Here is a 21,091-nt window from a genome sequence, read left to right on the forward strand (position 1 = left end):
GGTGAATATGACCCATTTTTAGTAAATTCATAAATTTAAGTTTTCTTAACCTAATACGGAAACCCTACAATAATTTAAAGCCGGTATTTTCACATAACCCTACACTATTTTAGAGCGCCAATTTATCTATCACAAATTCTTTTGAATGAAATAAGAAACTCCATCATCTTCATTTGATTTTGTTAAATACTTTGCGACTTCTTTTAAACTCTCCTGTGCATTTTCTACAGCAACACCATCTGCAACTTCAAACATAGAAATATCATTATAGTTATCACCAAAAGCCAGTACGCTGTTTGCGTCTATATCAAGGTATTCCAATAGCTTTTTTAAGGTTTTCCCTTTTGTAGTATCTGAATTTGTTAAAGTGTAAATAATGCCTTCCGATTGCATACATAATGTTTTATCGCAAACAGAATTCAATTGATCTTTTACCCTCTCCATATTTGGATGAATCATCACAACCTTAAATATTGATTCCCTAACAATATCTGCAATATTGGCATCTTCAACAATTTTGCATTTACCAATCAATCGTTTCTTAAATTCATCTAATCCATCTTGAGATCCAACTGAATAGATTGTCTGATTCGTATAAGCCAGGAACGCAACTTTGTTTGCGACTAATATATTTAAACAAGTCTTTAATTCACTAGAATCAATGGGACATTCATAAATACATGTATCACCCAAAAACATGTTTGCTCCATTATTCGTAATATAAGGTAAAGTAATATTTAATTCTTTTATATAATCCTGAATAATATGCACATTTCGACCCGATACAAAAGTAAGTGGAACATTCTTTTCAATCAGAACACTTTTAATATTTTGATCTAAACTTTTATCATCATGCAAAAGCGTGCCATCTAAATCAGCAACTATCAATTTAATATTTTTTAAAGACATTCCTTTACCTTTTCAACAATATGATCCGCATTCAAACCATATTTAGCTAGTAGTTCATTTGGGGTTCCACTCTCTCCAAAAGTATCCTGCATGCCCATCATTTCCATACGCACTGGACTCTTCTTAGAAGTTACTTCACTAACAGCACTTCCAAGTCCTCCATACACATTGTGTTCTTCACAAGTGATGATGGTTTCATAGGATTTTGCAATTTTTTCAATCAACTCTTCATCAATTGGTTTGATACAAGGCATATCTACAACTGTAACTGAGATATCTTCTTTAGCTAAAATATCTGCAGCTTTTAGTGCCTCTTGCACCATCATTCCTGTCGCAACCAATGCAATTTTATGACCTTCTCTTAAAACTTTTCCTTTACCCAATTCAAACTTATAATTTTCATCATATACATCTTCCACTGCACCACGACCCAGTCTTACATAACAAGGTCCTGCAATATCAGCTACTGCCTTTACAATAGCCTTTGCCTGATATTGATCACATGGTACAAATACTTTCATATTTGGAATACTTCTCATAAGTGCAATATCTTCAATACATTGATGACTTGCACCATCTTCTCCAACTGTAATTCCAGCATGCGTTGCGCATACTTTTACATTCAAGTTTGGATAACAGATACTGTTACGAATCTGTTCAAAAGCTCTTCCTGCCGCAAACATCGCAAAACTAGATGCGTAAACCACTTTATTTGATGCAGCCATGCCTGCAGCGACTGCCATCATATTTCCTTCGGCAATTCCCATGTTGAAATGATGTTCCGGTCTTGCCTTTTTGGCATCGATTGTCTTTGTAGATTTTGTAAGATCCGCATCTAATACTAATACATCATCTCTTTCTACAACTAATTCTGCCAAAGCCTTCCCATAGGCATTACGTGTTGCTTCTTTTGCCATTATTCAAGACCTCCTAACTCTTTCATTGCCGTTTCATATTGTTCATCATTTGGTGCAGCTCCATGCCATGCATAGTTATTTTCCATATAAGAAACACCTTTACCCTTGATTGTATGGGCAATAATCATAGTTGGTTTATCCTTAACTTGTTTAGCTTGTTCAAACGCATTTCTTAATTCATAAAAATCATGTCCATTTACGTCCAATACGTTCCATCCAAAAGATTCAAATTTACTTGCGAATGGCTCTGGTGAAATCACATCATCAATATTTCCATCAATCTGTAAATGATTGTAGTCTAAAACGGCACATAAGTTATCCAATTTATAGTGAGCGGCTGCCATACAAGCTTCCCATACTTGTCCTTCTTCACATTCCCCATCACCTAATAAGCAATAAATTCGATGTGTATTCTTATCGACATGCTTATTGACAATAGCCATGCCCACAGCACAAGAAACACCTTGTCCTAAAGAGCCTGTAGACATGTCTACACCCGCAACTTCATTCATATTTGGATGTCCTTGTAAATTTGAATTGATCTTTCTAAATGTAGTTAAATCATCATCTAACAAACCCTTTTCTTTTAACGTTCCATACAATAATGGGCTCGCATGTCCTTTACTTAATACAAAACGATCACGATCGATTGAATCTATATTTTCTTTATTAATATCCATCTGTTCAAAATAGATTTCTGTTAAAATATCTGCACCACTCAAGGATCCTCCTGGATGTCCTGAGTTGGCACTATATACTTCTGTTAATATATTCTTACGAATATTGTTCGCATGAAGTTCTAATTCTTTTATATTCATTTACTCAAATCCCTTATCTAACTTATCTCTTAAAAATACCCCAGCATCTTTTACAACATCTTGCCAGTCTTCATTGTTCACATACCAAAATTCTCCAACAAACATACGCACTCCAAGTCGTTTCAATGTTTTGATATTTTTCACAAACTCTGTATGCCCTGTCCCAAATGGAATTTCACGATATTTACCTGGAACAGTTTCTTTTAAATGACTCGCAAAAATATGTCCTTTTCCACACATCAAATCTTCGTCTACATCTACACCATATAATAAAGATGCATTTTTTAAGTTTCCAATATCTGGATATACACCTAGATATGGACTGCTTACTAAATTTACATAGCGCATCGCTTTTTCTACTGTATCCATAAATGGTGTTTCCATTGTTTCAAAACCTAATACAATTCCTTTTTCAGCAGCCATTTCCACACATTTCTTTAGATTTGTTTCAAAATCATGATTTGTGTATAGATCCCCAGTTTCATAATAGACGTCATATCCAGCTAACTGAATAATGCGAACTCCTAAATCTGCCGCAAATTCTATGGCTTTCTTCATGATTTCCAATGATTTCTTTTGAATCTCTTTATCATGTGATCCAAGTGGATATTTACGATGTCCACTTAAACACATTGAAGAAATAGGAACACCCGTTTTTTGAATGGCTTCCTTGATTTCATTCGTTGGCTGATCCAATCTTGCAAGCTTTGCATCACTTTCATCAATACTGATTTCCAAATAATCAAATCCACTCTTCTTGGCAATTGTCAATTTCTCTACCCAAGTAAGCGTACTTGGCATACTCTTTTCATATAGACCGAGTCTATATTCTCTATTTAGCTTGTCCATAATAAGCTCCCGGTCCATGTTTACGATTAAAGTGTTTGTCTAATAGAACCTGCTGCATGGAATCAATTTCATTGTTACTTAATAAAGATGCGATTGCATTCATCTTTGCACATTCTTCTAAAACAACCGCATTATGAACTGCATTGAATCCATCCGTTCCCCAAGTGAAAGGTCCATGTGAATGTACCAATACACCAGGAACTCTATCTGGATCAATGTTGCGTGTTTTAAATTCCTCTACAATTACTTTTCCTGTTTCCAATTCATAATCACCATGAATTTCCTCTTCTGTCATAAAACGGGTGCAAGGAACAGCTCCATGAAAGTAATCTGCCTGTGTAGTTCCTAATGGAATGATATCTTTTCCTGCCTGTGCAAAGCTCGTTGCCCAAGTGGAATGTGTATGAACAACACCTCCAATATTTGGAAAATTACGATAGAATTCCAAATGTGTATCTAAATCAGAGCTTGGACGTAGATTTCCTTCTACAATATTTCCATCTAAATCCACAAGCACAATATCATCACGCGTCATGACATCATATTCTACACCACTTGGTTTAATCGCTACGATTCCTTTTTCTCGATCGATTTCAGATACATTTCCCCATGTGAATGTGATCAACCCATATTTTGGTAATAATAAATTTGCATCTAATACACGTTGCTTCAATTCTTCTAACATATCTTAGTCCTCCGTAACAAAGTAGATTGCTGCTTGGGCTGCAGTATGGTTTGCACCAACAATGATGTCTCTATTATCTTCATGTACAACACATAGGTTGGCTGGTCCTACACCTTTATCGACCATTGTGACTTTGTATTCTCCATCTTCATATGTAACGACAAATAATTCGCAATCTTTTCTTCTGACACCACATACAAATGCATTTTGTCCTGCAAGTTTAGCGCCAACTAAGGCATGCGCAAAATCAATTTCATTATCGTATTGCCATACTTTCTTATATTCACTTCCATCTTTCTTATAAATTTGAATTGTATTTCCATGGAATTCTTCGATCGTCATGATTTCATCCTGGCCATCTCCATCGATATCGATTGTAGCAATCTCACCAATATGTCCAGATAAAATTGGTTCCACCTTCCATTGTCCACCACGTTTTTCTGGTGCACTTACACGTAAGATTCCTTGATCACTTCCAAAGTATCCAACATCTTTACCATCTTCTTTTGTTTGCCAGAAACCATGGTTACGATATAATCCATCACATAATACTTCTAATTCAACTCCTGTACTTGGATCTTCTGGTAATTCAGCTACATAAATTCTTCCTGGAACACTCCAGTCATTCTTTTCTTTTTTAGAAGTAGCTACTGTAGCTAAAATCAAATAGTTGATGCCATTCTGATTAAAGATTCCAAAACGATGTACATAAGGCACAGACACAACATCTTTGAATTGCCATGTTCCATTATCGTATTTTCCCCATACGATTTTTGCCAAAGATGGAGTAACCTTTAAATAGAATTCTTGAACGCAAAGGAACTCTTTTTCTTTTCCTGGAATTGGAACGATTGACATACATCCACCTGGATGTGTCCATACATTTTCTTTTGTTTCATAATCTTTTCCATAGTACATATTACATGCGACATCTGGATCTTCACTAGCCAATAAAATATGGTTTTGACCATCAAAATAAATATTACTTGCACAATAGCAACGGTACATATCATCTAGTTTTTTCTTAACAATTTTCATGATTATCTCCTCTTTTTGTCTATTTTTGGGTATAAGAAAAGCTGCATAAACGCAGCTTTCATTTTTTTATTATTCACTAAGTGCTGCTTTTAAGCCTTCTTCGATTTCTTTTGCAGACATTACATTCTTAAGTCCAACAACTTTAGTTCCACGTTTCTTTGAGTCTTCAAACATAGGAGCGAAGTTTTTTGAACACAATACGATATCATAATTTCCAGCAGCAGACTTTCCTTCACTCACTGCATAGTGATGAATTTCTTGTACATCAAGTCCCATCTTTTTAGCCACTTTTTCAACATTTAATTTAATCATCATACTTGTTCCAGCACCATTGCCACAACATACTAATAATTTTAATTTTGCCATTGTAATATCTCCTTTTATTCAGCACTTACAGCTTGTACTTTTTCTAAATATGCATCATAATCTTCTGTAATTAAGAAATATGTATCTGGGTGTTTACGATATTGTAATTGTGGAATTGCCACCAAAATCAATACTACGATTCCTACACCTACGTATCCAGCATATTTCATGATTACTGTAAAGATTGGCCATACTGTTGCCCAGTCAAACATTCCTAAATATCCTCCGTATTGACTTAATCCTACCCAGCCAGCGATTAAAGCAGATCCGAATACTTGAATTAAACCAGAAATAAATGGAAGAAGCATTGCAGCTTTGATACCACCACGATTATCAGCATATACAGCGATAACTGCATTATCGAAGAATACAGGAACGAAACCTGCAATTACCAACGTTGGTGAATGCATCAACAATAAAGCACCAATCGCTAAGAATTGTCCTAAAGCACCCATTAAGAATCCTACTGTTACAGCGTTTGAACTACCAAATCCAAATACAGCGGCACAATCAATACCAGGAACAGCTCCAGGTAAGAATGAATTAGAAATACCTTGGAATGAATTTGTAAGTTCTGTAACGAATGTACGAACACCTAATTGTAAGATAGCTAGATATACCGCAAAGTTAAACGCTGTTGTCATAGTATAGAAGAAGAAGTTTTGTGTTTCTGCGATAAATCCAGCTTCAACTAAATAATCCTTTCCTAATACCATTAAAATAGCACCGAAGAATAAGAACATCAAGATAGATGTTGCGACCATATTTTCATTAAAGATAGATAAGAATCCTGGAAATTTTAAATCATCCAAACGTTTTGAATTTTCACCCTTCATCTTTTTAGCAATACTACCAAATAATGCGATACCAAACATTTGTTGGTGAGCAATCGCAAAACCTCCACCTTCAGTTAATTCCTGCGTAATTTCTACTGTTAAGTTTGAACCAACAGCCCAATATAATCCTAAAATCAATCCCATAACAATTAGAATCGGTGTACTTCCTAATTTAGGGAAGCAGAATAGAATCAACCAGAATGCTGTTGATGCTTGTTGCATCTGTACATGACCTGTTGTAAATACAGCACGCATTTTTGTCCATTTTTTTAATCGAACTAAAATTAAGTTCATAATAAATGCGATCAACAATAAGATCATAACTTGAGAGAACGTTCTACCAAATTGTTCCTGTAAACCTTCTGTAACAGCGTTTTGTCCAAAATATGGATCAATAACCATTGCGTGTAAATTGAAACGATCTTTTAATCCAACTAAGATTGGTCTAAAGTTTCCAACTAAGCCAGAAGAACCAACACTTAAGATCATGTATCCTACTGTAGCTTTAATAAATCCTGCAAATGCATCGTAAATTGGTTTTTTCAATAATAAGTAACCGATAAATACGATCAAACCGATAAAATATGCGGGTTGCGTCAAAATATTTGTCGCAAAAAAGTCCCATACTGTCATTATTATATTCATTTTACTCTCCTCATATATTATTCATATTGATTAACGATTTCTTCTAAATCACCTTTTGTTTTTGCATTCATCAATGCTTCAACGATATCCTCATTCATCAAAGTATCCATTAATGATTGTATATTTTGAATATGCTGATCATGGTCAATTGCTGCTAAAGAGAAGAACAATTTTGCCTTTTTATCTGGATCTTCTGGATCAAAATCAACTTCTTCTTCCACCTTCATAAATGAAATAGCTGTTCCATTACATCCTACTGCTCCTTCTGTTGAGTGTGGCATCGCAATACCTGGAACAATCACAATATAAGGTCCATATTTATTGACACATTCAATAACAGCTTCTACATATTCATTTTCAACTGTATTATCCTTTAACAAAGGTGCATAACTTTGTCGAATGGCGTCTTGCCACGAATCAACTTTCTCAACAAAACAATAGTGTCCTTTTTCAACAATTTCTTTCAACATATTCATTACCTCTTCTTATAAAACTGATCGATATGGAACGTTAGGTTCCTCTTCGAAGCAATCCTCAAATCCTCTACGATAGTGATATTGACGTTTTGCTTTATCTGTTGGATATACATATTTACCACCTACATCCCAAATAAATGGATGGAATTTGTAATCTAACACATCTTTCTTATAATTATATAACAATTCAATTTCTTTTGGGTCTGCTTTAAAGTTAGTCCAAACATCATAGTGAATAGGAATAACTACATCTGTTCTTAAAGCCTCAGCCATACGTAAGATATCTACACTTGTCATTTTATCTTGCATTCCAACTGGGTTTTCTCCATATGATCCAAACGCAACATCAATATCGTAATCTTTACCGTGTTTTGCATAATAAATTGAATAATGAGAATCTCCTGAATGATAAATATTTCCTCCTGGTGTTTTTACTAAGTAATTCACAGCCTTATCATCCATATCTGTTGGACATTTGCCACGAAGATCTTCACGATCCGGCCCCTGTGAATCCGTTGTTGTGATACAAGTACGATCAAATGAATCTAGCACAACAATTTCAATATCTTTAATTTTAAATGTATCTCCAGGTTTTACTGTAATGCAACGATCTGCAGGTACGCCCCATTTTTGCCACAATTCAACAGATTTTTTAGGACCAATGAATGGTACTGGAATTTCATTTCCATTTTCATCCACTGTAGTCATTCCTGATTTTAGTACGTGACTAGCATATTCAGCTGACATGTGATCTTGATGATAGTGTGTTGCTAATACTGCATCTACTTGCTTAATTGCGAATGGATCGATTACAAATGGTACGGCTCTTAAATTTGGCTGCATATTTCTACATCCGCACATATTAGCCATTTGATGGCCAACTTTCATTTTTCCATCACCATGAGTACGTTTACCATTTCCTGCCCATAAGTCAATTGTAATGTTTGCACCACCAGGTGTTTTAAACCAAATACCAGTACATCCTAGCCACCACATTGCTACAGTGCCAGGTTTTACTTCTTCATTTTCAATTTCTTCATTCAACCAAGTACCCCATTCTGGGAAAGTTGACATGATCCAAGAATCTCTTGTAATTTCATCTACTTTTGACATTTTGTTTTCCTCTTTCTGTTTTTTTACCATGGTTTTTTGACGTTCAAATCATAAAACATTAAAAGATTAAAAACAATCACATTATATGTTTGTTTTAACTTTTTTATGATTGTTTAATTCTTTATATCCATTTTTACGTTCTTTTAATCCCGTTATATGATTGACTTATATGTTCTTTTTAGATAAAATAAACTTAAAGAAAGAAGGTACAACATGAAAACATTAGAAAAGATGTCTTTTTCACAAAATGCTCAACAAATTATATCTTATACATTCTATATTTTATTTGCAGGCTACAGTATTTATAAGATCATTCAAGCTGAATTTATATCTACTAAAATACTATTTATCATTCTATTAATCATTATCTTGGGCATTGCACTTTATTCTGAATATTTAAAGCATTTATATAGAAAGGCAATCAAAACAATTGCCTATGATTTAAATCCTGAAAAAGCAAATAAACAATTTAATGAACTATTAAAAAAAGACGTATTTCACGCCTATAAAAATGATAAAAAAATATTCGATACTTTATATTATATAGATCAAATGGAATATAAGAAGTGCTTGGAACATATTGAAGAAAACTCAAAGTTTTTCCACAGTTCAATTGATCAGTTATTGATTTATCATTACACAAAGTTCTATTGTTCATTTATGTTGAATGATTTAGATTGTGCAAAGCAAGAATATAATAAATTAGAAAGAATGCGTAACACAAAAGTAAAAGGTGCAAAGGTTTCACCATTATTTAACTGGGAATTTATGGATGCCGTATACTTAGTATCAAGAAAGGATTATAAACAAAGTTTGAATGTATTTAAATCCGTTAACACAGAAAATATGAATCCTAGAGAAAAAGCACAATACTATTATCAATTCGGATTATTATGTAATAAAATAAAAGAAAAGCATCTTTGTGAAAATTATAAAAATAAAATAATAACATTAAAAGGGTTAAGTAACACATGTAAAAAGGGAGAGGTTTTATGAAAATGACAAAAGAAGTCGTAGATAAGCGACGAAAAAAAATCATGCAAAAAATACAGGTCAAAGGTACTGTAAACGTGGAAGAACTGGCTTCAGAATTGAATGTAACACCATTAACAATTCGTAGAGATTTACAATATTGGGAAGACATGGGAGCTGTTGAACGTTTCTATGGTGGTGCTAAACTTGTTCAAAATTTTGTTGAACATGACATAGATCCAAATGAAGCTTATAAACATGCGATTGCCAAGTTTGCTGCAACATTTGTAGATGATGGAGATACAATTTTCATCAATACAAGCTCAACTGCACTATTAATCATAAAATATATCATAGGAAAAAGAGTCACAATCATCACAAATAACGGAAAAGCTATTTTCTGTGATCATGACCCAAATGTACAAATTGTAATGACTGGCGGCGAGCTTCGTTTCCCTAAAGAAACAATGACCGGTGATTTTGCCTTAAACAATCTTCAAAGAGTCAAAGCCAACAAGGCATTCTTAGGATGCAACGGATTTGACAGCGAAGTCGGCATGAGTACGGCAATTCTTCCGGAAGTAATCATCAATGAAGCTATGATTTCTAGGTGCAGTGGGGCTGCCTTTATTTTAGCAGATGCGACAAAAATTAATTATGTGCATCAATTTGTAGTCGCAAAGCCAGACTCATTTGCTTACTTAGTAACAGATACTCGAGTACCTGCTGAACAAATAGAAGAATTTGAAGAAAAAGGTATTCTTGTCAAACAATTAGATCCCCTACTTAACTACAAGAAATGAGAAATCATTTCTTTTTTTAGTCCAACAACTCTAACCTATACTCCATCAAACACTCATTGGTTTCATATACACTCTTATGATTCTCGATACAATAAATCAATAAGGCATCTCTTTTTACTTTTGGATACAACATCCCATTATTCGATAATGACAATAAGTTATTTGTCATACGTAAATCTAAGCCTAATCCTAAACTTAACTGAATCACCTTATCTTTATTAGGAACCTTGGATCCATCAAATATTTGATACCCATAATTCCTTTGAATCGTTGTCTTCGATAAAACTTGTGCCTTAGTTACATGTTTAATTTCTAATATGTGATTTAAATATTGTGAAAAAGTTAAATCATCTAGACTTTCCATTAAAGTATTTAAACCATCACTCTTTGTTTCTTGAATTGTTTTTAATAATTGATTTGTCTCTGCCATAATACTTATAATATACACAAGAAAGAACAATTTATGAAGACTTTACAAATAATTAAACAAGATCAAGATAAAACAATTTCATTAGTAGAACATGAAATATCACATACAAAATATATCCAGAAAGAATTGAATTATTACGATAAGACTCTTTATCAAACGATTCAAAAGATAAAGAATCCTTACTTACCTAAAATTTTTGTGATACAAGAAAATGACAACCATCTAATACTAATTGAGGAATATATAGAAGGTAAAACATTGAGTCAACAATCTTTTTCAAAAGAACAAGTTAAAGATATCATGCATCAATTATGCGAGTGTTTAGATTCATTACATAAGTTAAATCCACCAATTATTCATCGTGATATCAAACCAGAAAATATTATTTATCACAATAATAAGGTGACACTCCTTGATTTTGGCATTGCTCGTTTTCTAGATTCCAAGAAAAGTAAAGACACTCTTATTTTAGGCAGTGTAGGTTATGCAGCACCCGAACAATTTGGCTTTCAACAATCCAATCCACAAACTGACATTTATGCCTTGGGTAAATTAATGAACTACTTATTAAATGGTTCACTAGAACATCAAAGCAATATTTCCTTTGATTTAAAACAAATTATTTTAAAAGCAACACAATTAGATTATAAGAACCGCTACAAATCTGTGAAAGAAATGGATCTAGCCATTCAACAAAAACAAGTTATTATTCCGCCATTCAATAATACTACTTTAAAATCGAAGATGATTAGCCTTGCATGGATTGTATTTACACTTATAATTGTGGTCGATATGGAGCCAGGGGAAACCATTAAAAATAGTTTTATTAATAAACTAAGTTGTTTTTTGTTTATATATTTTGGTTTATTCCTTTACTACAACAAGAATTTATTCCATAAGAACATGTCTAAAGTCCCTTGGCCAATACTTTATTCCATCATTCTCTTTATATTCGTATGTTTAGACGTATGGTTTTTTATGTGGATTGATTCCCTGATTTAAATGTATGCTCATGGCATACCAAACCTTTTTATATTTTTCTTATACTAAAGAAAAAGAAATAAGGAGTATATATGAAAAAGGGTTTAAAAGTATTTTTAACAGCCGCTATTGTCTTATCGGCTGTCGCATGTTCAACAACGAGTGATGAAGAAACAAAGAATAAAGACACAAAAGAAAAGGTCGTAGAAACAAAGAAAGATACTAGTGTTCCAAAAGAGTATCGTAATGCACTGCATAAAGCTGAAAATTACAGTAAAATGATGCACATGTCCAAACAAAAAATCTATGATCAATTGACTTCAGAATATGGAGAAAAGTTTGATGCAGAAGCCGCACAATATGCGATTGATAATCTAAATGCGGATTATAATGAAAATGCATTAAAATGCGGAGAAAACTACAAAAAGACGATGCATATATCAAAAGCTCGAATCTATGATCAATTAACTTCAGAAAATGGAGAAAAGTTTACACCAGAAGAAGCACAATATGCCATTGACAATATTAAGGGAGACTATTTAGAGGCAGTCTTAAAATCTGCCAAGAATTATCAAGAAACTATGAGCATGTCAAAAGATGCCATCTATGATCAATTAACTTCGGAATATGGAGAAAAATTCACGGCTGAAGAAGCACAATATGCCATTGATAATTTAGATGAATAATCCTATACTAAAGACATGAAACTCGCTATATTATTTCCTGGAATTGGATATCACACGGATAAACCATTACTATATTATTCAAAGAAGATATTAAAGAATATGGATTATGAAATCAAAGAAATTCATTTTGAAAACCTAGACTTTGATTTAAACAAATCTAAAGATGAGGCATATAAACAAGCCAAAGACCAAATTCATAAATTCGATTTAAAAGCTTATGATTCCATTCTCTTTATCTCAAAAAGTATAGGTACTTATTGTGCAGCTAAACTTGCCCATGAATATAAGTTAACTGCCAATATCTATTTCACACCATTAGATTTTACTTTGGAATATCTTCAACAAAAAGATTTAGTGTATTCTGGAACTCAAGATCAGTGGGCTAACTTCGATAAGATTGAACATTATTGTATTCATCATCTTATTGAATTTCATAGTATTGTTGATGGAAATCATTCCTTGGAAACAGGAAATATTCAAACAGATATTGAGAATTTGAAACAAATCATGTATCGTGTAGAAACATTTATCCACAGCTTATAAGGCTGTGGATATTTTTAATTGATCTTTTAAGCGCTCAAAATAATTCTTTTGAAATTGAATACGATCTAGCCATAATGTTTGTGCCGTCTTTGTTGTACACTCATAAGAAGCATATTCATTCAATGTTTGTAGCATCAAATCTACATACTTAATCTGTACATCTATTGATTGTTTACTAAATTGTGCAGCTTCTAATGTTTCATATAAACGATAGGCACCTACACGATCAATATTATCCGCTTCTTGTACACTCAATGTGAACGCATTATATTCCCCATCAAAATCCGCTTTTAAATCCACATGAATCGCAATGGCATAACATATATCATGAATACGCTCTTTAGGATAGTCAATCGATTCAAGAAATGTACGCACCATTTTACTAGATACCCTTCCATGATTTTGCCACTCATCCTGTGTTTTAAAAGGTGTACAATAGCTTACATCATGCAACAAACACGCAATCATTAAATCTTCTACATTCAATCCTTCTTTTTTCGCGATTTCCTTTCCAATATTTGCGACACGATACGAATGAGCCAAACGATATGTATCCTTTATTTTCAATTTCAAATAGTCTTGAGCCTTAACTAAGTACTCCATATATTCATTATATCTTTCAGAAAATTTCTGAAAAAAGCTTATGTTCATGGTATGATATATGAAAGGAGTTTTTTATTATGAAGTTAAATGTCGATTTAGAAAATCATTCATATCCAATATATATTGAAAGAAACGCAATTCAAAAAGTACATGAATATATTCCTGTATCAAGAAAGATTGCGATTATCACAGATACAGGTGTGCCTGAAAAATGGGTCAATATTGTCAAACAACAATGTCCGGATTCTTTTATATGCACCATACCGCAAGGTGAACCATCCAAATGTTTTGATCAATATAAAAAGCTTTTAGAAGAAATGATTTCACACAACATGTCTAGAAAAGATGCCATTATTGCACTAGGCGGTGGGGTTGTCGGAGATCTTGCAGGTTTTGTTGCTGCAAGCTACATGCGCGGCATTGATTTCTACAACATTCCAACGACTGTATTAAGCCAGGTTGATTCAAGTGTAGGTGGTAAAGTTGCTATTGATATGGGTTCCTACAAAAATATTGTCGGTGCTTTCTGGCAACCAAAAACTGTTATTATCGATCCAAACGTATTATCGACGCTTTCCCTTCGCCAACAACACAACGGTCTTTGTGAAGCACTTAAAATGGGACTAATTCTAGATGATCATTTAGTCTCTTTATTTGAACAAGAAACATTAGATATCGATGCGATTATTACGCGTTCCATTGAATTAAAGCGAGATGTAGTTCAACAAGATGAAAGAGAAAGTAATCTTAGAAAGATTTTAAACTTCGGACACACCATAGGACACGCCATTGAATCGGCATATGGATTAAATACATATCTTCATGGAGAATGCGTGGCGATGGGTATGTTATTCTTTATTGAAGATGAGACATTAAAACAACGCGTATTAAATATATATAGAAAGCTAGATTTGCCACAAGTACCAGACTATGATACTGCCACACTATTAGAATATGTAACACATGATAAGAAAAGCAGTCATAATACCGTATCTACAATTCTAGTAAAGCAATCTGGTTCTTATATCATCAAAGAACTTTCTTTTAAAGAAATACAAGAAGTATTAGAAAGAGGACCTTATGAAAAATAATTTCGGTACAAATATATCTTGGACATTATTTGGTGAAAGCCATGGTCCTGCCATCGGTATTACATTAGATGGTCTTCCTGCAGGCTTTAAGGTGGATATGGAACAAATCAAATCGGACATGGATAAGCGTAAGGCAACAGGTAAGATTTCAACCCAAAGATACGAAGCGGATGAAGTGCATATTCTTTCTGGAATGTATAATGGCTATACAACAGGTACAGCACTTACCATTCTAATTGAAAACCAAAACACAAAGTCAAAAGACTATTCTGCTTTTCATGGAAGATTGCGTCCTGGACATGCTGATTTTACTGCCTTTGAAAAATACAATGGATATCAAGACTATCGTGGTGGTGGACACTTTTCTGGAAGACTTACCGCATGCATTGTAGCTGCTGGAAGTATTTGTAGACAAATTCTAAAATCACAAGGAATTGTGATTGGATCACACATTGAAAGTTTATATACTCTATCAGATACTCCTTTCTCTAAAGACTACACTGTTCTAGAAAAACAAATTCAAGAAGTCAATGATAAAAATTTTGCGGTTTTAGATAATCAAGTCAAAAATCAAATGATTCAAGAAATCGAAAAAGCAGCTGCTGAAGGTGATTCATTAGGTGGTGTTTTAGAAACCGCCGTTATAGGCCTTCCTGTAGGACTAGGAGAACCTTTCTTTGATTCTGTAGAAAGCATTTTATCCCACTTGATTTTCTCTGTACCAGCCGTCAAAGGTGTTTCCTTTGGCAAAGGATTTGGCTTTGCGAAATTAAAAGGCTCACAAGCCAATGATGCCTTCCGCTTTACTAATAAAATTGAAACAAAAACCAATAATAATGCCGGAATCAATGGTGGCATCACAAATGGTATGCCAATTTTGATCCATACTTGCATTAAGCCAACGCCATCGATTTTTAAAACACAAGAATCTGTGGATTATCTTTCAAAAGAAAACGTGGATCTTAAAATTCAAGGAAGACACGACCCATGCATCTTGCACCGAGCAAGAATTGTTGTGGATAGTGTAGTTGCGTTTGGTTTATTAGATTTATATATGTCTAGGCTTGCCATTAAGCCGCTTCAGGGGGATTTTGAATGAAAGTAAAAGTAACACCAAGTAAAGTACATGGAAATGTAAAAATACCTGCATCCAAATCTATGGCGCATAGAGCTTTAATTTGCGCCTCATTAAGTGATGGTACAAGTATTGTTTCTAATATCACAAACTCAAAGGATATTGAAGCAACTGTTGGCTGCATGAAAGCTTTGGGAGCTAAAATTAAACAAATCGATGAAACTACATATGAAGTAACAGGTACAAATCTTTTTAAACAAGAAGGAAACATTACGTGTAATGCGAATGAATCCGGTTCTACTTTACGTTTTTTGATTCCACTTGCCGCATGTACAAATGCCAAAGTTAAATTTTTAGGTCAAGGAAGATTGCTTCAAAGACCTATGGATGTATATGAAAATGAATTTAAAGAACAAAACATTGAATTTAATCAATCGGATAAAGAAATCATTGTACGTGGAAATCTACAAGCAAAAGACTATGTTGTACAAGGAGATATTTCCAGCCAATTTATTACAGGATTCATGTTTGTCCTTCCATTATTAAATCAAGATAGTACACTAACAATTACTAAGCCTTATGAATCGAAGAGCTATGTAAATCTTACGATTCAAATGCTAGCAAAATTTGGTATTGAAATTATAGAAACTAGTTCAAATTCATATTTAATCAAAGGAAACCAACACTATAAAGCACAAGATGTTTCTGTTGAAGGAGACTTTTCTCAGCTAGCCTTTTTTGCGGTATTAGGCACTTTAAACAATGCTCTTTCATGCTCCAATATGGATATGTCTAGTATTCAAGGTGATAAGGCAATACTAGATTGTATTCCTAGTTTTACAAGTAACAAGGATACAATCACGTTCACAAAAAAACAACCTGCACCACAAACTATCGACTTATCAAATTGTCCAGATTTAGGACCAATCTTATGTGTCTTAGCCAGTTTCACAAATGGTGAAACAAATATTGTGAATGCAGCTCGTTTACGTATGAAAGAAAGTGATCGTATTCTTGCTATGGAAACCGAGCTTAAAAAATGGGGTGTGGATATTACTTCTACATTTGATTCCATTCAAATTCACGGTAAAGAACACTATAAATCAGATAGTACAGTAGAAATCTTTGGACATAATGATCACCGTATAGTTATGGCAATGACGGTTTTTGGGTTATGCGCAGAATCTGAATGCATTATTGATGATGCCCAAGCCATCACAAAGAGTTATCCTACTTTCTTTGAAGACATTCAAAGCTTAGGTGGAAAGGTTGAGATTCTATGACAAACATTGCGATTATCGGACTTGGATTAATGGGAGCAAGTTTTGCGAAGAAACTAACACACTTAAACTACAATGTTTATGGTATTGATGTTTCTAAACAAACGATTGATAAAGCCAAAGAATTAAAAATCATCGTAGATGGTAGCACAAATCCTTTAGATGTCATTTCAAAATGTGATACATTTATCTTCTGTCTATATCCAACTAAAATTCTTCCTTGGATTGAAGTCTATCAAAATGATATTCCTAAACATTCATTATTAATGGATATCAGTGGTGTTAAGACAAACATTGTCAAACCTATTCAAGATGTATTACGCGAAGATCTTGAATTATTAAGTATTCACCCCATGTGTGGTAGAGAATCTCGTGGTATTGAATTTAGTGACGAAACGATTTTTAAGGGTTCAAACTTTATTCTTGTTCCTACTCAAAAGAATAAAAATGAAACAGTTGAAGCCGTAAAGGAATTAGCTAACAAGATGGAATTTGGCAGAATTTGTACATTATCTATTGAAGAGCATGATAAAATGATTGGTTTTTTATCACAGTTAACCCATGTCATTGCGGTATCTTTAATGAATACACATGATAATGCACATCTTGTAGAATATACAGGAGATAGTTTTAGAGATTTAACGCGTATTGCGAAAATCAATGAAGATTTATGGACCGAATTATTTATTATGAATAAAAATATCTTATTAGATGAAATTAACCAGTTTATCGATTCAATCTCTCACTTTAGAGATTCTTTAGAACAAGAAGATACACAAGAGATGAAGCGTCTATTCATTCAATCCACAAAGCGTAGAGATAAATTTAATAAAACCGATGCGAAGAAGAGATAATGCTCTTCTTTTTTTACACTTTTTTTGGCATAATAAAAAGTGGAGGTTTTACAAATGAAAACGAATACAACAAAAAGCTTTTTAACTATTACACTTGCCATATTTATCATCAGTGTCGCCATATATTTCTTCTTAATTCCTAGTGAAGTTATCACTGGAAGTGTTACTGGTTTAGCTATGGTTTTAGCTAAAATCACAAGCCTATCTATTTCTACACTTACCTTTGTGATCAACGCCTTATTGTTGATTCTAGGTATTGTTCTAATTGGTAAGGAATTTGGGGCAAAAACGATTTATGCCTCTTTATTATTGCCTTTATTTCTAGCTGTATTTGAAAAAATGTATCCAAATAACGTGTCTTTAACACAAAACGCTGTTTTTGACATGGCTACATATACATTAATTTTAGCTTTTGGACAAACTATACTATTTCGTGTAAACGCATCGAGTGGTGGAACAGATATTATTGCGAAAATCGTCAATAAATATACACATATAGATCTAGGCAAAGCTTGTACATTAGTCGGTCTACTCATTTGTACAACAAGTCTAATTGTATATGATATTGGTGCTTTAGTGGTTGGTGCATTGGCAACTTTAGCCAATGGTCAGGCTGTAGATTATTTTATTGATGGTTTTAATAAGAAAAAGAAGATTTGTATCTTATCCAAAGAATATGAAGTGATTCAAGATTATATTATGAACACATTAAAGCGTGGTGTTACTTTATATTCGGCAAAAGGTGGTTATGATAAAACAGAACATACAGAGCTTGTCACAATTATGGCTACAAATGAATATAAAAAATTACTATATTATCTTCAAGAAAGTGATATTGAAGCATTTGTAACGGTATCTACAGTTAATGAAGTCATCGGTACTTGGAACACTAAGAAAAATCACGTTTAAAAGGACTCAGTCTCATAGTTTAATTGCACTTTCGATAATCCTTTTAGTATTCGAAATGGATTATGATATTTTGTTTTTTAATATACAAAAAGACTGTAGCGACTCACATATCGCTACAGTTTTATTATTTATATTGAACTTTTATTAAAGGTTTATCTAGTTGATCGCCTTTTTCCAATTTAGAAATACGCTCATCATTAACAACTATCATCATCGTGATCGTATTATACCCTTTTTCTTCAATCATTTCTTTATCGAAATATACAATAGGCTGCCCTTTATTCACTCTATCATTTATATTCACTTTCTTAACGAATCCTTCGCCTTTTAATTCGACTGTATCCAATCCAACATGAATCAATATTTCAATACCATCCTCTGATTGAATTCCAATCGCATGAAGGCTGTCTTGAATCATAACAACTTGTCCATCAATAGGTGAAATAATTTCTCCATCACTCGGGTTGATTGCGATTCCATCACCTAGTAATTTGTCTGCAAAAACTGAATCAGGAACATTTTCAATAGGCACAATATCTCCTTGCGCACATTTAAAGATTTCTAATTCATTTACTTTCTTTCTAAAAAACATTATTGACTCACTTTCTCTACATATTCTTCAAAATCACTTTTTATAACTGTTACCTGTGGACCATAAATGATTTGAATGCCTTTACCCTTTTTAATTAATCCTTTTGATCCTGATTCTTTTAACAATTCTTCATTCACTAAATTTTCATCTACAACAGTTAAGCGAAGTCGAGTTGCACAAGCATCAATATCCACTAAATTGTCAACTCCACCTACACCTTCTAGAATTAATTCTGATTTCGTGTTATTTTTATTTTTCAAATCCTCTTTAGTATACAATTTAATATTTGTTGAATTTTCTTCACGTCCTGGTGTCATAATATTAAATTTCTTAATCAAGAATGAGAAAATTAAATAGTATGCTATTGCATAGATTACAAATAAAACTAACATCATTGGCCAATTTGTTTTTGTTGGTCCTTGAAGTAATCCATAAAGTGTAAAATCAATCAAACCACATGAGAAAGTTGTTCCAATACAAATATTCAACAGATGACATAATAAGAATGATAAACCTGCTAAACCACAGTGTAAAATAAATAGTGCTGGAGCAATAAATAAGAATGTAAATTCAATTGGTTCTGTAATACCAGTTAAGAATGAAGTTAAACCTGCTGAAAACAATAAACCTGCTACTACTTTCTTATTTTCAGGTCTTGCACATTTATACATAGCGTATGCCGCTGCAGGTAATCCTGCCATCATAAATGAATATTTACCACTCATAAAACGACATGCATCTACGCTAAAGCGTACCGTATTAGGTGATGCCAATTCTGCAAAGAAGATATTTTGTGCACCTGCAACTACAACTCCATCAATAGTTGCCGTTCCACCAAGTGCTGTCTGCCAAAATGGGATATAGAATACATGGTGAAGACCAAATGGAATCAATGCACGTTCAAGGAATCCAAAAATAAATGTTCCTGCATATCCAGAAGCTGTTACTAAATTACCTAATGTAAAGATTCCACTTTGTACAAATGGCCATACAAAGAAGCAAAGAATTCCTACGAAAATATACACGATAGTACTAATAATTGGTACGAATCGAACTCCTGAAAAGAATGATAATGCCATAGGCAATTCTTGTTTGTAGAACTTATTATGTAATGCTGCAACTCCTAATCCTACAATAATTCCTCCAAATACACCCATTTCTAAAGATGTAATTCCTAGTACACTAGATAATTGTCCTTGTAAAACAAAATCTGCCTGACTTCCATCTGGAAGAATATAACCAGAAATCTTTAGCATCGCATTAATAGATGTGTGCATTACAATAAACGCAATTCCAGATGATAAAACTGCAACTGCCTTTTCTTTTCTTGCCATACCTAGTGCAACTGCTAATGCGAAAATCAAAGGTAAATTTCCAAAAATCGCTGTACCTACCTGAGACATAATCGTTAATAAACCATTTAATACAGTTCCTGACCCTAATAATCCAGTTAAATTATATGTCTCAATCGTTGTTTGATTTGTAAACGAAGAACCTAATCCCAACAAAAGTCCTGCGATTGGTAAAACAGATACTGGTAAAAAGAAAGACTTTCCTACCTGCTGGATCATAGCAAAAAACTTTCCAGACTCTTTAGACTTATTCATATTTCATTTTCCT

Annotated in this window: 24 protein-coding genes; 10 read left to right on the plus strand and 14 right to left on the minus strand. The window is 33.3% G+C overall.

What is annotated here, in order from left to right:
- Positions 1-129 precede the first annotated feature (129 nt).
- The 10 genes from H8911_RS06890 to ulaG all read right to left on the minus strand — a co-directional run bounded on the left by H8911_RS06890 (position 130) and on the right by ulaG (position 8,652).
- The gene (locus H8911_RS06890) at positions 130-909 is read right to left on the minus strand and encodes an HAD family hydrolase (RefSeq protein WP_186999124.1); all 780 of its coding nucleotides are present in this window, start codon (positions 907-909) and stop codon (positions 130-132) included.
- The gene (locus H8911_RS06895; RefSeq protein WP_186999125.1) at positions 900-1,826 is read right to left on the minus strand and encodes a transketolase family protein; all 927 of its coding nucleotides are present in this window, start codon (positions 1,824-1,826) and stop codon (positions 900-902) included. Before H8911_RS06895 ends, H8911_RS06890 begins: the two co-directional genes overlap by 10 nt.
- Positions 1,826-2,644, minus strand: coding sequence for a transketolase (locus H8911_RS06900; RefSeq protein ID WP_186999126.1), 819 nt, complete (start codon positions 2,642-2,644; stop codon positions 1,826-1,828). Before H8911_RS06900 ends, H8911_RS06895 begins: the two co-directional genes overlap by 1 nt.
- The gene (locus H8911_RS06905; RefSeq protein WP_255466312.1) at positions 2,645-3,493 is read right to left on the minus strand and encodes an L-ribulose-5-phosphate 3-epimerase; all 849 of its coding nucleotides are present in this window, start codon (positions 3,491-3,493) and stop codon (positions 2,645-2,647) included.
- Positions 3,477-4,178 (minus strand): L-ribulose-5-phosphate 4-epimerase, encoded by a 702-nt coding sequence (locus H8911_RS06910; RefSeq protein ID WP_117925464.1) that lies wholly within the window; start codon positions 4,176-4,178, stop codon positions 3,477-3,479. The genes H8911_RS06905 and H8911_RS06910 overlap by 17 nt, the downstream gene beginning before the upstream one ends.
- Positions 4,179-4,181: 3 nt before the next feature.
- Complete coding sequence (locus H8911_RS06915; protein ID WP_186999128.1) at positions 4,182-5,216, minus strand: hypothetical protein; 1,035 nt, start codon at positions 5,214-5,216, stop codon at positions 4,182-4,184.
- A 69-nt stretch (positions 5,217-5,285) separates the two neighbouring features.
- Entirely contained in the window at positions 5,286-5,582 is a 297-nt protein-coding gene (locus H8911_RS06920) for a PTS sugar transporter subunit IIB (RefSeq protein WP_186999129.1), read from the minus strand.
- Positions 5,583-5,596: 14 nt separating this feature from the next.
- Positions 5,597-7,063: a PTS ascorbate transporter subunit IIC gene (ulaA, locus tag H8911_RS06925; protein WP_117925467.1), complete on the minus strand. Its 1,467-nt coding sequence runs from the start codon at positions 7,061-7,063 to the stop codon at positions 5,597-5,599.
- A gap of 17 nt (positions 7,064-7,080) precedes the next feature.
- Positions 7,081-7,533 (minus strand): PTS sugar transporter subunit IIA, encoded by a 453-nt coding sequence (locus H8911_RS06930; RefSeq protein ID WP_117925469.1) that lies wholly within the window; start codon positions 7,531-7,533, stop codon positions 7,081-7,083.
- A 15-nt stretch (positions 7,534-7,548) separates the two neighbouring features.
- The gene (ulaG, locus tag H8911_RS06935; protein ID WP_117925471.1) at positions 7,549-8,652 is read right to left on the minus strand and encodes an L-ascorbate 6-phosphate lactonase; all 1,104 of its coding nucleotides are present in this window, start codon (positions 8,650-8,652) and stop codon (positions 7,549-7,551) included.
- A gap of 213 nt (positions 8,653-8,865) precedes the next feature.
- Between ulaG and H8911_RS06940 the strand changes: the two genes are divergently transcribed.
- Both H8911_RS06940 and H8911_RS06945 read left to right on the plus strand, forming a co-directional pair.
- Complete coding sequence (locus H8911_RS06940; protein ID WP_186999130.1) at positions 8,866-9,648, plus strand: hypothetical protein; 783 nt, start codon at positions 8,866-8,868, stop codon at positions 9,646-9,648.
- Positions 9,645-10,427, plus strand: a complete 783-nt coding sequence (locus H8911_RS06945; RefSeq protein WP_186999131.1) for a DeoR/GlpR family DNA-binding transcription regulator — start codon at positions 9,645-9,647, stop codon at positions 10,425-10,427. The genes H8911_RS06940 and H8911_RS06945 overlap by 4 nt, the downstream gene beginning before the upstream one ends.
- A gap of 16 nt (positions 10,428-10,443) precedes the next feature.
- On the opposite strand, the gene H8911_RS06950 is transcribed toward H8911_RS06945, so the two are convergent.
- Positions 10,444-10,857 (minus strand): hypothetical protein, encoded by a 414-nt coding sequence (locus tag H8911_RS06950; protein WP_186999132.1) that lies wholly within the window; start codon positions 10,855-10,857, stop codon positions 10,444-10,446.
- Positions 10,858-10,890: 33 nt separating this feature from the next.
- Here H8911_RS06950 and H8911_RS06955 point away from each other — a divergent pair, with 33 nt between their 5' ends.
- The 3 genes from H8911_RS06955 (at position 10,891) to H8911_RS06965 (ending at position 13,067) form a co-directional block, all read left to right on the plus strand.
- Positions 10,891-11,859: a serine/threonine-protein kinase gene (locus H8911_RS06955; protein ID WP_186999133.1), complete on the plus strand. Its 969-nt coding sequence runs from the start codon at positions 10,891-10,893 to the stop codon at positions 11,857-11,859.
- Positions 11,860-11,930: 71 nt separating this feature from the next.
- Positions 11,931-12,524 carry an Ltp family lipoprotein gene (locus H8911_RS06960; RefSeq protein WP_186999134.1) on the plus strand — a complete coding sequence of 198 codons (594 nt, stop codon included), beginning with the start codon at positions 11,931-11,933 and terminating at the stop codon, positions 12,522-12,524.
- 15 nt (positions 12,525-12,539) lie between these two features.
- Positions 12,540-13,067: a hypothetical protein gene (locus H8911_RS06965; RefSeq protein ID WP_118320319.1), complete on the plus strand. Its 528-nt coding sequence runs from the start codon at positions 12,540-12,542 to the stop codon at positions 13,065-13,067.
- On the opposite strand, the gene H8911_RS06970 is transcribed toward H8911_RS06965, so the two are convergent.
- A complete protein-coding gene (locus tag H8911_RS06970) occupies positions 13,062-13,670 on the minus strand; it encodes an HD domain-containing protein (protein ID WP_186999135.1) in 609 nt (202 codons plus the stop codon). The genes H8911_RS06965 and H8911_RS06970 overlap by 6 nt on opposite strands.
- Positions 13,671-13,747: 77 nt before the next feature.
- Here H8911_RS06970 and aroB point away from each other — a divergent pair, with 77 nt between their 5' ends.
- From aroB to H8911_RS06995, 5 genes are read left to right on the plus strand one after another with little or no spacing between them, the layout of a single operon-like run.
- Positions 13,748-14,761, plus strand: a complete 1,014-nt coding sequence (gene aroB, locus H8911_RS06975) for a 3-dehydroquinate synthase (RefSeq protein WP_186999136.1) — start codon at positions 13,748-13,750, stop codon at positions 14,759-14,761.
- Positions 14,751-15,860: a chorismate synthase gene (gene aroC / locus H8911_RS06980; protein WP_186999137.1), complete on the plus strand. Its 1,110-nt coding sequence runs from the start codon at positions 14,751-14,753 to the stop codon at positions 15,858-15,860. Before aroB ends, aroC begins: the two co-directional genes overlap by 11 nt.
- On the plus strand, positions 15,857-17,119 hold the full coding sequence (aroA, locus tag H8911_RS06985) for a 3-phosphoshikimate 1-carboxyvinyltransferase (protein ID WP_186999138.1): 1,263 nt from the start codon (positions 15,857-15,859) through the stop codon (positions 17,117-17,119). The genes aroC and aroA overlap by 4 nt, the downstream gene beginning before the upstream one ends.
- Complete coding sequence (locus H8911_RS06990) at positions 17,116-17,970, plus strand: prephenate dehydrogenase (protein WP_186999139.1); 855 nt, start codon at positions 17,116-17,118, stop codon at positions 17,968-17,970. Before aroA ends, H8911_RS06990 begins: the two co-directional genes overlap by 4 nt.
- Positions 17,971-18,024: 54 nt before the next feature.
- Positions 18,025-18,879: a YitT family protein gene (locus H8911_RS06995; RefSeq protein ID WP_186999140.1), complete on the plus strand. Its 855-nt coding sequence runs from the start codon at positions 18,025-18,027 to the stop codon at positions 18,877-18,879.
- 124 nt (positions 18,880-19,003) lie between these two features.
- Here the strand turns inward: H8911_RS06995 and H8911_RS12485 are convergent, their stop codons facing one another.
- A complete protein-coding gene (locus H8911_RS12485) occupies positions 19,004-19,471 on the minus strand; it encodes a PTS sugar transporter subunit IIA (protein WP_222620986.1) in 468 nt (155 codons plus the stop codon).
- The gene (locus H8911_RS07000) at positions 19,471-21,078 is read right to left on the minus strand and encodes a PTS transporter subunit EIIC (protein ID WP_222620987.1); all 1,608 of its coding nucleotides are present in this window, start codon (positions 21,076-21,078) and stop codon (positions 19,471-19,473) included. The genes H8911_RS12485 and H8911_RS07000 overlap by 1 nt, the downstream gene beginning before the upstream one ends.
- Between the last annotated feature and the right edge of the window lie 13 nt (positions 21,079-21,091).

It is taken from the genome of Holdemanella hominis, assembly GCF_014306155.1.
Lineage (GTDB): Bacteria > Bacillota_I > Bacilli_A > Erysipelotrichales > Erysipelotrichaceae > Holdemanella > Holdemanella hominis.